The 13229-nt window shown below is 50.6% G+C and carries 8 protein-coding genes and 1 pseudogene; 5 read left to right on the forward strand and 4 right to left on the reverse strand.

Annotated elements, in window-relative coordinates:
• Positions 1-341: 341 nt before the first annotated feature.
• Positions 342-1937 (reverse strand): leucine-rich repeat domain-containing protein, encoded by a 1596-nt coding sequence (locus NG833_RS03710; RefSeq protein WP_254563986.1) that lies wholly within the window; start codon positions 1935-1937, stop codon positions 342-344.
• A gap of 13 nt (positions 1938-1950) precedes the next feature.
• A pseudogene (locus NG833_RS03715) lies at positions 1951-2385 on the reverse strand (alpha/beta fold hydrolase); the annotation flags it as partial.
• A gap of 710 nt (positions 2386-3095) precedes the next feature.
• Between NG833_RS03715 and NG833_RS03720 the strand changes: the two are divergent.
• Together NG833_RS03720 and NG833_RS03725 are read left to right on the forward strand one after the other, a co-directional pair.
• Positions 3096-3938, forward strand: a complete 843-nt coding sequence (locus NG833_RS03720; RefSeq protein ID WP_254563987.1) for a hypothetical protein — start codon at positions 3096-3098, stop codon at positions 3936-3938.
• A gap of 281 nt (positions 3939-4219) precedes the next feature.
• The gene (locus tag NG833_RS03725) at positions 4220-5044 is read left to right on the forward strand and encodes a TlyA family RNA methyltransferase (RefSeq protein WP_254563988.1); all 825 of its coding nucleotides are present in this window, start codon (positions 4220-4222) and stop codon (positions 5042-5044) included.
• Positions 5045-5650: 606 nt separating this feature from the next.
• On the opposite strand, the gene NG833_RS03730 is transcribed toward NG833_RS03725, so the two are convergent.
• Positions 5651-7585: a heavy metal translocating P-type ATPase gene (locus tag NG833_RS03730; protein ID WP_254563989.1), complete on the reverse strand. Its 1935-nt coding sequence runs from the start codon at positions 7583-7585 to the stop codon at positions 5651-5653.
• 296 nt (positions 7586-7881) lie between these two features.
• Between NG833_RS03730 and NG833_RS03735 the strand changes: the two genes are divergently transcribed.
• Positions 7882-9024: a precorrin-8X methylmutase gene (locus NG833_RS03735; protein ID WP_254563990.1), complete on the forward strand. Its 1143-nt coding sequence runs from the start codon at positions 7882-7884 to the stop codon at positions 9022-9024.
• A gap of 467 nt (positions 9025-9491) precedes the next feature.
• Here the strand turns inward: NG833_RS03735 and NG833_RS03740 are convergent, their stop codons facing one another.
• A complete protein-coding gene (locus NG833_RS03740; protein ID WP_254563991.1) occupies positions 9492-10202 on the reverse strand; it encodes a D-alanyl-D-alanine carboxypeptidase family protein in 711 nt (236 codons plus the stop codon).
• A 361-nt stretch (positions 10203-10563) separates the two neighbouring features.
• On the opposite strand from NG833_RS03740, the gene gatA reads away from it, so the two are divergent.
• Both gatA and NG833_RS03750 read left to right on the forward strand, forming a co-directional pair.
• The gene (gene gatA / locus NG833_RS03745) at positions 10564-12021 is read left to right on the forward strand and encodes an Asp-tRNA(Asn)/Glu-tRNA(Gln) amidotransferase subunit GatA (protein ID WP_254563992.1); all 1458 of its coding nucleotides are present in this window, start codon (positions 10564-10566) and stop codon (positions 12019-12021) included.
• 83 nt (positions 12022-12104) lie between these two features.
• On the forward strand, positions 12105-13022 hold the full coding sequence (locus tag NG833_RS03750) for an alpha/beta hydrolase (RefSeq protein WP_254563993.1): 918 nt from the start codon (positions 12105-12107) through the stop codon (positions 13020-13022).
• Positions 13023-13229: the final 207 nt, after the last annotated feature.

Genomic DNA, 13229 nt, shown 5'->3' on the forward strand with positions numbered 1-13229 from the left:
AGATCGGTCTGTGTCCTTTCTCGCCTCTGCTTTGTTCTGGCTTTGGCTATTTATGTCCCGGCTCAGGGTCTTGATGTTGTCCATTCTGGCCAGCTTCGATGGGTTGACCCTCATTGGTTTCGGGGGAATAGCTATTTTCGTCTGGGTCTTGAGTGGGTTCGCTGTGTTCTTGCCCAAGGTTTGCGCTTCCTTCGACCCGTTGTTTTTACTTCTAATTCTGACCCTGACCCGGCTATGGCTTCTCGCTCTGAGTATGGGCTTCGCTCTCAATGGCTTGAGTTTCCAGGTCGGCTCTTTTTCTTACTCCCCTGAGTGATCTTTTGTCAGTCAATCAGGGCATTTCATCTCAAACCCAATGGGTTGCATATCTTCAAATTGAATAGGCAAAAGCGAGGATCGATTGGATTACCATCAACACTGAAATTGACCATATCTGTCAGATTCGGCAACTGGGCTATATCTTTAATTTCATTGTTACTAAGGTGAAGGTGTTTCAACTGTGTCAAACTGGCTAAAGGGGCTACGTCTTTTATTTCATTGTCACCAAGCTGAAGAAATGTCAACTGTGTCAGATTGGCTAACGGGGCTACGTCTTTAATTTGATTTTGATAAAGGTCAAGAATTGTCAACTCGGTCAAACTGCCTAAAGGGGCTACGTCTTTTATTTCATTGTCACTAAGCTGAAGAGATGTCAACTCGGTCAAACTGGCTAAAGGGGCTACGTCTTTTATTTCATTGTTACTAAGCTGAAGGCTTTTCAACTGTGTCAAACTGGCTAAAGGGGCTACGTCTTTTATTTCATTGTAACGGAGGTCAAGGTCTTCTGTCAGATTGGTCAAACTGGCTAAAGGGGCTACGTCTTTTATTTCATTGTCACTAAGGTTAAGAACTGTCAACTGTGTCAGATTGGCTAACGGGGCTATGTCTTTAATTTGATTTTGATAAAGCTCAAGAGATGTCAGATTGGTTAGACTTGATAACGGTGCTAAATTGACAATTTTATTGTTACCAATGCGAAGCTCCATCACCTTAGTGAGACCTTTTAAAGGGGCTAAATCTTCAATTTCATTACTACTGAGATAAAGCCGTGTTAGCTTGGTCATACTTACTAACGAAGCCACGTCTTTAATTTGATTACCATCAAGCCAAAGCGATTTCAAATTAGTCAGCTTCGCTAACGGGGCTACGTCTTCAATTTGATTGCCACTAAGATGAAGCTGTGTCAGTTTGGTCAGACTAGCGAAGGATGCCACCTCTCCAATTTTATTTTTATCGAGCCAAAGCACTTCCAAGTTAGTCAAATTCGTTAATGGCGCTACGTCTTCAATTTGATTGTCACCGATAGCAAGGAATTTCAGATTAGTCAAATTGGCTAACGGGCCTATGTCTTTAATTTTGCCATCTAGGCGATATCCGTTATCGAGGTCAAGGTGTGTCAGATTGGTCAAACTAGCTAATGGAGCTAGGTCTTTAATTTTCTTATTATCACTAAGGTCAAGCCATTCCAAGTTAGTCAGACCCGCTAACGGGGTTATATCTTCAATTTGATTATTATTCAGGTCAAGCCCTTTCAAGTTAGTCAGACCCGCTAACGGGGCGATATCTTCAATTTCATTGATATATAGGTTAAGGACTTCCAAGTTGGTCAGACCCGCTAACGGGGCGATGTCTTTAATTTCATCACCTAAGATACTGAGTTCTGTCAGTTTGCTGAGGCTCTCTTGAGCCCGATCGCACTCTTGAGTTTCCGCTTCCTTTAATAGCACTTCCACCGTATGCTTTGCATCGGGACTCAAGCTCTCTTGGTTTTGACACCACTCAATAAAAGTTTCAAAGGTTGGAAAAGTTTTTGACTGATCTGGTTGAGGTAAGTCACTTTTGCCACAAGCTGTTGTAATCAGAAGCGACAGCAAGCCAAAGGTAAGTAGTTTCTTCATGTTTCTGTTATTTTCACCTCGGTAATTTGAGAAGTTTGCGAATTAAACCAATGGTTAATCCAGGTAGTTCTAACTGTGTGGTTAAGCCGACATCTTCAATCTGTTGAAAAATCCGAACGGCAGTGGGGTTGATGTTAGCCAACCGCTGACCAATTTCAGGATTGGTAAATTGAGATTGCCGACCCCAGATAATGGCGGTGGGGACGGTGAGTTGGTTCATGTACAGAAATAGATCGAAGCAGAGATCGCCTCGGACCAAGGAAAAGGCTGCATATTCGCTATTGGGTTGTTTGGCAGATTCTAGGTAGGCTTCAACGATTTCCTCATCTATGCGGTTGAGTTGGGCAAATTGGCGAATTTCTAAGAAGTGACGAATTCCCGACGGGTTGGTGATGGCGACATTATAGAAGAAGCGATCGAGTATTGGGTTTTTCACCACTTGGACAAAAAAAATGAATTCCCAAGTGTTCGTAATTGTCAGTTTAATAGTAGCAGATTCTGGATCGAGCCGTCAGATCTCAATGGTTGTTGGTTATTCGGTTCAAACAACTAATAACCAATAACTAATGTAAATTTAAATAAATTTTTCCGTGGTTTCGGGGGAATAGCTATTTTCGTCTGGGTCTTGAGTGGGTTCGCTCTGCTCTTGCTCAAGGTTTGCGCTTCATTCGACAAGTTGTTTTTACTTCTAATTCTGACCCTGACCCGGCTATGGCTTCTCGCTCTGAGCATCGGCTTCGCTCTCAATGGCTTGAGTTCCAGGTCTACTCTTTTTCTTACTCCCCTGAGTAATCTTGTGTCAGTCAATCAGCGTTAGGGCTTTAGAATGAACCCTGTCAAGGTGTACTTGTAGGGGCGCTGAGGGCGATCGCCTCTACAAAGGGCGCTTCCCGAAGCGCCCCTACATTCCATCCCTCTTTTTCGTCATGAACTTGACAATTTGGACTGGCGAAAAACGAATCGCCCCTACAGGAAACAACGATTTTTCATAGATTCAATTTACCACCTTGACAGGGCTAGGGCTTTAGAATCGATGTCCGCAAACATCCTATAGACGAAATGATGACAGCCGGGAAGACTCAATTCCTGACTGTCCGACCCTACCAAGGGCAGCAAGGCACCTGTTAGACTGGAACGGTAAAAAAATTGGTACTCAGTATGGTGAAGTCTACAGTTGCGCTTCTAGTCACGATGTTAGGCACTGTAGTGATGGGATTGCCTGCGATCGCCCAACCCGAACTAGAGTTCAACTCCCAAACCCCCTCCTTCGAGGATAGTCTTTCCCTGGGCAATATTCGCGTTCAAGTGAATTATGAAGCCAGTGAAACTCTGTTTGAAAGTGATGTTAATTACATTCTGTATTATCAAGACCAAGCCCAACTTCAAGAGCAACGCTCAGAATTCATGCTCGGTAAAATCTGGCTCCAGGATTTAACGGGTGATGACAATGCCGAGGTAATTGTTGAAACCTACAGCGGTGGTGCTCACTGCTGTACCAGCCACGAAGTCTACACATGGACAGGGGAAGAGTTTGAAGAAATCGACTTCGGCTATAGGGATGGAAATGGCGGCGAGTTTCAAGATTTGGATAACGATGAAGTCTTTGAATACTTAACTTTTGACGGGGCATTTTTATATGCCTTTAGTTCCTACGCAGGCTCATTTCCTCCCTCTCAAATCCTCCGCATTGGTAATAATGGCTTGGAGGATGTCACCCGTGAATATCCTGAGCGATTGCGGGGTACGGCATGGCAAATGTATCAAAGCATTCAAAGCCGAGACTATGAATTGAATGGAATTTTAGCCGGTTATGTTGCTCAAAAAATGCTTTTAGGGGAATTTGAGGAAGGCTGGGAATTCATGTTAGCCCGCTACGATCGCACCTCAGATCAGGGTCTCGATATCCGTAACAGCAAAGGCGAAGTGATCGGTCAATATCCCGATTTTCCCACCGCATTACGGGCCTTTTTAACAGAGAACGGGTATTTTTTATCCCCGTAGACATAACGCCAGCAGGGGGTTAGTCCTCCAGGAGGTTATGACTGAGACCAATATGAATCAGAGGGTTCGGGCTGATTGACTCACAAAAGAAAGAGTAAAGATGAAGAATTTAAACTGCTTTATCTCATCTTTAAAAAGAGGGAAGCTTGAGCAATTTATGAAGCATTCAAGGTTGACGGGGTTGGCCGGATCCTCGCCATTGTTCCCCAGCGATCGCCTAAATTCTCGCCCAAAAAACGGTAAAATCAAGTATTCCAAATCCCTCTGCACCCTGAAATCCCGTGGCTAAACAACGACTCGACACCCTGTTAGTAGAAAAAAACCTCTGTTCCTCCAGGCAGCAGGCACAGCGGTTCATTCGGGCTGGGGAAGTCAGGGTGAATGGGCAACTCCTGGATAAACCAGGGACCGAAGTCGATATCAATGCCGAACTTCATATCAAAGAGCGATCGCGCTTTGTCTCCCGAGGCGGCGAAAAACTAGCCAAAGCCTTGGAAACCTTTCCCATTCCCGTGAGCAGTCGCCTCTGTCTCGATGGTGGCATTTCCACTGGAGGCTTTACCGACTGCTTGCTGCAAGCTGGGGCTAAACTCGTCTATGGCATTGATGTCGGCTATGGACAAGTGGATTGGGGACTGCGTAACGACCCCCGGGTAATTTTGCGCGAACGCACTAATTTGCGGTATTTGACCCAGGCGGATTTGTATGAGTCTGAAGAGAATCTGCCGGATTTGGGGGTGGTGGATGTCTCGTTTATTTCCCTGACCAAGATATTACCGGCCTTATGGGAATTGCTGGTGTCTCCCCGAGAATTAGTCTTGTTGGTCAAACCTCAGTTTGAAGTGGGCCGATCGCGGGTGGGGAAAAAAGGCGTCGTCCGGGATCCAGCAGACCATACCGATGCAATTTTCCAAGTTTTGCAAGCGGCACTAGAACTGGGTTGGGGTTATGGGGGGTTAACTTGGTCTCCCATCAGTGGTCCAGCGGGAAATATTGAGTATTTATTGTGGTTAAAGATGGCAAGCGAGACCCCCGCACCGGATAAAGCGGCGATCGGCCAGATGGCAAAACAGGCGCAACAAATCTCCAAAAAACCCGCAGGCTGAAGCCTGGGGCTATACGGACGAAGCCCGCCTGCGCGGGCTGAACCCCTACACCGGATAAAGCAGCGATCGCCCTGATGGCAAAACAGGCGCAACAAATCTCCAAAAAACCCGCAGGCTGAAGCCCGGAGGCTACACGGACGAAGCCCGCCTGCGCGGGCTGAACCCCTGCACCGGATAAAGCAGCGATCGCCCAGATGGCAAAACAGGCGCAACAAATCTCCAAAAAACCCGCAGGCTGAAGCCTGGGGCTATACGGACGAAGCCCGCCTGCGCGGGCTGAAGAGAAAAATAAAAACTTGTTTAGGTGCGATCGCATCACATTTGGATGATTTATTTGTTGGAATACTCTACGCTGTTGCTGTACAGGCGATCGCCCCTGATACCAAATCCGGTTGTCAAAAGTCGGTTTTCTCTTCAGCCCGCGCAGGCGGGCTTTGTCCTGTGAGCCTCCAGGCTTCAGCCTGCGGGTTTTTATTTCAGCCCGCGCACGCAGGCGGGCTTCGTCCGTATAGCCCCTTGACGCTGCGGGTTTTTATTTTACTCTTCAGCCCGCGCAGGCGGGCTTCGTCCTGTGAGCCTCCAGGCTTCAGCCTGCGGGTTTTTATTTCACGCCCTCAGCATCCGCAAACCGTTGAGGGTGACCAGCAAAGTCGAACCTTCGTGACCCAGCACCCCAGCAGGTAGAGTGAGTTCCCCCAGGAAATTGGCCACCATCAGCAGACTAATAGAAACCAGAGCCAGGGTAATATTTTGCCGAATGATTTGCTGGGAGCGTTGACCGATGACAATGGCCTGCTCTAGCTTTTCTAGGCGATCGGCCATCAGCACAATGTCCGCAGTCTCCAGGGCCACGTCTGACCCGGCTGTACCCATAGCAATGCCCACCGAGGCTTGAGCCAGGGCCGGGGCATCGTTAATGCCATCCCCCACCATCGCGACGATGCCGTACTGCTGTTGCAGACGCTTGATCACCTCAACTTTATCTTCCGGCAGCAGGTCGGCATAGACCTCGGTGACACCCGTTTCAGTTGCCACAGTTTGGGCGGTGGCGCGGTTGTCGCCGGTCAACATCACCGTGGCTGCAATGCCCCGATGTCGCAGGGTTTGGAGTAACTGAGCCGACTGGGGTCGCACCTGATCGGCCACGGCCAGCAAGCCTAAAACCTGCTGCTGACGGCGCACCCAGATCACGGTTTTGCCTGCTGCCTCTAGCCGTTGACTGGCTTGCACCAGGGTCGGGTCTATGGGGGTAGCTAGGTCCGTGGAGATATAGGCCAGCTTGCCCACCTGCATCGGTAGCCCATCCAGTTCACCGCTAATGCCTCTGCCGATGCTGGCTTGGACTGCTGCGGCTGGGTGTAGTGGAATCTGGCCCTGGTGGGCGGCAGAGACCACGGCCTGGGCGATGGGGTGTTCGGAGTAGGTTTCTAGGGAGGCGGCGATTTGCAGCAGTTGTTCTGGGGTGATGCCGGGGGCGGGAATTTGGTCGCTGACATTCAACAGGCCGGTGGTGAGGGTTCCGGTTTTGTCAAAGGCGATCGCCTTGACCTGGCCAATGGTTTCTAGCAGGGCACCATCTTTGAAGAGAATCCCCTGTCTCGCCCCCCGGGCAATCCCCGACAGCAGGGCGGGCATAATCGACGCCATCAGGGCACAGGGGGAGGCGACCACCAAAAACACTAACGCCCGGTAGATGGTGATGTCCCAAGCCCAGCCCAGGATCAGGGGCGGCAGGGTAGCCAGCAGGACCCCGGCCCCAACAATCACCCGAGCGTAGCCCCGCTCAAACCGCTCTAAAAATTGTTGGGAGGGGGGTTGACTGGTTTTGGCTTGCTCCACTAGCTGAATCACGCGCTGAATCAGACTGCTTTCTGGGGGTTTATGCAAATCGACCAGCAGCACACCGCTACCGTTGATGGTGCCCGCAAACACTTCATCGCCCCTGGTTTTTTCCACCGGAATCGATTCCCCGGTGATGGGGGCTTGGTTGACGGTGCTATCGCCTTGCGCTACTAAGCCATCGGTGGGGATGAGGTCGCCCGGTTTGATTAAGATGCGATCGCCCACCCGCAAATCCGCCGTAGCCACCTGCTTTTCCTGCCCCTGCACCAACACCCGGGCAGTATCCGGCGTTAACTGCATCAGGCTGCGAATATTGCGCTCAGTGCGATGCATAGCGATGTCTTCCAATGCACCGCTGAGAGCAAAAATCAAAATCAGCACTGCCCCATCCACCAGCAAGTGGTAATCCTGCTGCCACAGCCCCAAAGCCGCCGCCCCTAGGGCCGCCACAATCATCAGCAAATCTACATCCAGTTCGCGCTCTTGCCACAGAGTGGTCAAGCCCTCCCGAGCACTGCTATACCCACCAATCACGTAGGCAGCAAACAGCACCCAGACTCCAAACCCCAGCCAATGCATCTGGAGCGCCAGCCAGCCCAACAGCGTTAAGCCAGCGCAGAATCCGGCGGCGATCGCCTCTGGGTAGGTCTGCACCCAAGCGGGCAGCCTTTTTTGCAAGGGGAGGGGAATGTAAACCATGAGACAGAGCTTTGAGGAAGAACTCTTTTAGGGTAAACCTTGACATTAATGGCAATGTCAAGCTCAAGCGCAAATGTTTTAGCTATTCTAGGACCTACCCATAGTTTTGAGCACCCATCCTAAATGTAGAGGCGATTCGCGAATCGCCTCTACATTTAGGGTTCAATTTGAAAGATTGCGTAAGTCCTGTATGGGTTTGCGGTAATGGCGAAAAACAGCAACCCTTGACCTTGAACATTGACATTGATGTTAAACATTGATGTTAATGTCAAGGTAATAACGACAATACTGCCCTCATGCCCCCCCAGTTATCTCCTCAACTTGCTCCTAAGCTCACCATCAAAGCCCTGACCCAAGCTGTGGGCCAGGGGGTGACCCCCCGGATGGTGCGGCACTATCACCAAATTGGTCTACTGCCCCAGCCAGCGCGGTCTGAGGGCAACTATCGGCTCTATAGCCAGACCGATGTGCAGCGATTACAGCGAATTGTGGCCCTGAAGCAGCAGGGGTTTCAGTTGGCCCACATCCAGCAAATGCTGGTTAAATCGTCCGAGGCTCCCCAGGTGGAGCCGTTGGTGGAGCAGTTGCAGCAGCAGTATCAGAGGGTGTTGCAGCAGTTGGTGCGATTGCGGCAGACGGCTACGGCCCTAGAGGGGCTGCTGGGTCGCGATCGGTCTTGCCAAATGATGCAGGCGGAGGCCCTAGCCCAGTTGCGATTGCTGGATGTAGAAACCCAGAGCGCTCAAACCCTGGCGGCGGATTTGTGGGAACACTTAGATGGGGCGGTGGCTGACCATCCTGAAGACTTTCAGGCGGCGCTGCAACGGCTGCTGCCCGATCTGTCCCAACGACCTGAAATTGAGGTGGATATTCTGTCTCAGATGATTTTGGCCTGTGGCGATGTGGGGCTATCGGCTTTTGTGCGTTTTAGCCCGGATGCGATTAAGGCGGCGCGGCAGGCGTTAACCCAGGGCTGCACGGTAGTGGCCGATGTCCCGGCGGTGATGGCGAGTTTTGATCAGGCGCGTTTGGCTCATTTGGGCTGTACCTGGCAAGCTCTAATCGACGACGGGCACATCGACAGTGCTGCTGATGCAGAGCAACAGTTTTGGCATGATGCCAGGGGGCGGGGGCAGTTGGCCTCTCTGGTGGAGGGCAATATTTGGGTGGTGGGCTATGCCCCCTCGGTGTTGATAGCGCTTTGTGATGCGATCGCCACCCAGCAGCTACGCCCCGCCCTGGTGATTGGGTTACCGATTGGCTTTAGCCATGCCCCAGCGGCAAAGCGGCGGCTGATGCAGTTGGCGGTACCTTACATTACGACAGAATGTGCCCTGGGTGGGGGCTTACTGGCAGCGGTAGCCCTCAACCAGTTGGCGGCTTCGCTGATTGAAAAGCCTGATTGCCACTGCTATTTGGGTAATGGTGAACCGGGTTGACAGTTAAATGTAAAACCCCCGCAGGCTAAAGCCTGGGGCTACACGGACGAAGCCCGCCTGCGCGGGCTAGGAATAATGTACCCCCACAGGCTGAAGCCTGGGGCTACACGGACGAAGCCCGCCTGCGCGGGCTAATTCAGAAAACCGACTTTTAGGGGATTGCAAAATATAAATCCTCCAAACGTTGAACTGAAAGGAAGGTATGTGTAGGGGCGCAAGCATTGCGCCCCTGGGGCGCAAGCATTGCGCCCCTACATTGACGGGACTACTCCGTTGATCCGTCAATACGAACGTTTTGGAGATTTTATTTTTTAGAGTTCCTTTAGCAACTGGATTGGGTCTCATACCCAATCCAGTTGCTAAAGGTCGGTTTTCTGGATTAGCCCGCGCAGGCGGGCTTCGTCCGTATAGCCCCAGGCTTCAGCCTGCGGGTTTTAACAGACCTTTACCAACCGGATTTGGTATCATCACCGGGATGGGTGAAAGATCTGACGACTTTCTGCATCGCCAACCCAGCGCCAGTGCCAGGGTTCATAGTTGATGGTGGGATGATTTTGAGGGAAAGAGAGTTCAAAACCGAAGTTGGCGGCGTTTGCGGTTAACCAGTGAAAAGCGGGGGTATTTTCAAAGCTGACGCGCAAGTCATGGGTGGGTGCAGATGCATCTCCAATATCGATCGCATAGCCGGTATGATGTTCGCTGTGACCGGGGGGTGCGGCATAACGGGCGCGTTGTTGTAGGGTTTGACCCCGTTGGTCGGCGATCGCATAAAAAACGTAAGATTGAGCCTCGCGACTGCGAAATCCTGACAAGGGAACCAACTGGACGCCATCGGCAGCGGCGGCGTTTACCATTGCTTGAAATTGGACTGCTGCACCTTGACGCAATTTTTCCCCATTTCCCACGGCAACTAAATCTCCATCTGGGGCTTCGGCGTAGGCTAAATGACCATACAGGGTTGAACTGGGACTGTTAGTCGGCAAAGGAATGTAGCGACTGGAATCGGGTAGAGGTGGCAAGGGGGGTGGCGTTAAATCCAGCAGGGATTTCCACGATTCCTCAAGGGTGAGTGCTGGGGGAATCGCCGGGGGTGGAGTCAGGGCGCGGATTGGGCTAGGGTGAGTGAGTAGGAAGGCGATCGCGCCCAAGGGAATCAGGGCAAGCAAATGGGAAATCATTCATTTTCAGGGCAAATCATCCGATAGTTTCAGAATATCTGGACTTCCCCTGCCCCGACATCGCCCCCCTGACAGAAATTCCCCGGGGATCAGGTGAAGAAAATTACCCCTCGGGGATCGATCCCCGGAAAGAGCGCTCTCTTGTCAACTGCATCCGGGGATTTCGCGATCCAGCGTTTGCGAAGTGTTCCCACGAATAGAGCTGCTCAAAGTATTAAACTCCTCGGAGTGCCTGTTCATTCTGATATAGCATGAGTTTAGATACCCTGGCTGCGCCAAAGATTTGCAAGCCCCAAGCTTGATGGTATTCTGGCGAGTTGAGGTCACCTTAATATTAATATTGAAATCATAAGGTACGAGCATGGCATCCATCCGCGAGTTACACAAACAACTAATCCGAAAAGAACGCTCGGCGGTAGAAATTACCAAAGAAGCCCTAGAGCGGATTGATTCGTTAGAACCCAAACTACATAGCTTCTTACTCGTGACACCCGATCGCGCTTTGGAACAAGCGAAACGGGTGGATGCCAAAATCGCTGCCGGTGAAGAAATCGGTATGCTCGCAGGCATTCCTATCGCGATTAAAGACAATATGTGCACTGAGGGAGTCCGCACCACTTGCGGGTCCCGAATGCTGGAAAACTATGTGCCGCCCTACGAATCAACCGTGACTGAGCGCTTAATTGAGGCGGGCGCGGTGATCTTGGGTAAAACCAATATGGACGAGTTTGCGATGGGGAGTTCCACGGAAAACTCCGCATTTCAGCTCACCTCGAACCCTTGGGACCTTGACCGGGTTCCCGGTGGGTCTTCCGGAGGGTCTGCGGCAGCGGTTTCCTCGGGAGAATGCATTGTGGCCCTCGGTTCGGATACCGGGGGTTCGATTCGGCAACCGGCTTCGTTTTGCGGCGTAGTTGGGATGAAACCCACCTACGGATTAGTCTCCCGGTATGGGTTAGTCGCCTATGCCTCTTCCCTGGACCAAATTGGACCCTTTGGACGCACGGTAGAAGATGCGGCAATTTTGCTCAAGCATATTGCAGGCTATGATCCCAAGGATTCAACGAGCCTGAATGTGACGATCCCCGACTATATGAAATTCGTGAAACCCAATTTAAAGCCGAAGGGTCAGCGACGCATCGGGATCATCAAAGAAACCTTTGGGGACGGGTTAGATGCGGGGGTGGAAAGAGCGGTTACCAAGGCGATCGAGGTGTTGCAAGAGTTAGGGGCGGAGATTCAGGTGGTATCCTGTCCTCGGTTCCGCTATGGGTTGCCGACTTATTACATCATTGCCCCTTCGGAAGCTTCGGCGAACCTGGCCCGTTACGATGGGGTGAAATATGGGTTCCGCGCCGAGGATAGTGAAAGCTTGATTGAGATGTATGGCAAGACGCGGGCCCAGGGATTTGGGGCGGAGGTGAAGCGCCGGATTGCGATCGGGACTTATACACTATCGGCTGGGTATTATGATGCTTATTATCTGAAGGCGCAAAAAGTTCGGACTCTGATTAAGGAAGATTTTGAACGAGCGTTCGCCCAGGTGGATATTTTAGTCTGTCCCACGGCTCCTTCTACGGCATTTAAGGCGGGGGAAAAGACTGCTGACCCCTTGAGTATGTATTTGTCGGATTTGATGACAATTCCGGTCAATTTAGGGGGGTTACCGGCTTTGAGTATTCCCTGTGGTTTTGATGAGCAAGGATTGCCGATTGGAATGCAAATGATTGCGAATGTGTTGCGGGAAGATTTACTGTTTGAAGTGGCCTATGCTTATGAACAGGCGACGGATTGGCATAACCGCAAACCTCAAATTTAGAAAAGGGATGCCGGGATTGTCCAGGAAACCTGTGATGATCCTCTTGTTCATCTCAAATCAAATCTCTAAACATTGCAATTGGCATGAGTGGAATGGGACTGCCGACTTCTGTAAAAGGACCTTTTTTGATTGCAGGGATTTTGGCGATCGCCTACTTTGGGGCTTGTTTGTTTCTTTATTTCCGGCAAAATCGGTTTATCTTTTTTCCTGCACCTGTGATAGAAACAACTCCGGCTGAACTCGAACTCAAGTATGAAGAAGTTTGGATTCCCGTGAGTCAGAAAAGTGGCAAGGTAGAACGGATTCATGGATGGTGGATTCCGTCAGAAACCTCAAGCGATCGCGTCCTGTTGTATCTACATGGAAATGGGGTGAATATTGGGGCCAATGTCAATCATGCCGCCCGGTTTCATCAGTTAGGGTTCTCCGTGTTGTTAATTGATTACCGGGGGTATGGACTCTCGGAGGGGTCATTTCCCACGGAGAATACCGTATTTGTAGATGCACAAACCTCTTGGAACTATTTAGTGCAGGACCGGGGGATAGCGCCAGAACAGATTTTCTTGTATGGACATTCTCTCGGAGGAGCAATTGCTGTTGACTTGGCGATTCGTCAACCCAATGCCGCTGGGGTAATTGTCCAAAGTTCCTTTACCACCATGCGAGAAATGGTGGATTATCGCTTCCATTTTTGGATGTTTCCCATTGATTTATTGTTGACCCATCGCTTTGATTCTCGGGCTAAAATCAGTCAATTACAGATTCCGGTTTTGTTCATTCATGGGACGGCTGATCCAGAAATTCCCAGCAAAATGAGCGAACAGCTTTATCAAGTTGCACCGCAACCGAAACGCCTCTTTTTAGTGCCGGATGCCGGACATAATAATGTGGCATCGATTGCCGGTGAAGCCTATTTTCAAGTGGTGAGGGACTTGATCGCCGTTGCTGAAGGGGAAGGCATTGCCAACATTTCCCGGGATGAAATCCAATCTTTGCGATAACGGGTTTTAATCCTTCTCGGACAGGTTAAAGGGTGCAGCTATATGAATTAAGCCCGCTGGTGTGGGTTCCCTTTAAAATCAGGGGTTGACCATCCGATTGAGTTTGATTCTAAATCATACAGTCTATAAAAACCCACACCCTTAAGGGTGGGGCTACACGAACAAAGCCCGCCTGCGCGGGCTAAAAGCGAAAACAGACGGTTTACA

Origin of the sequence: Oscillatoria sp. HE19RPO, assembly GCF_024220515.1 — a bacterium.
Classification (GTDB): Bacteria; Cyanobacteriota; Cyanobacteriia; order Cyanobacteriales; family Laspinemataceae; genus Laspinema.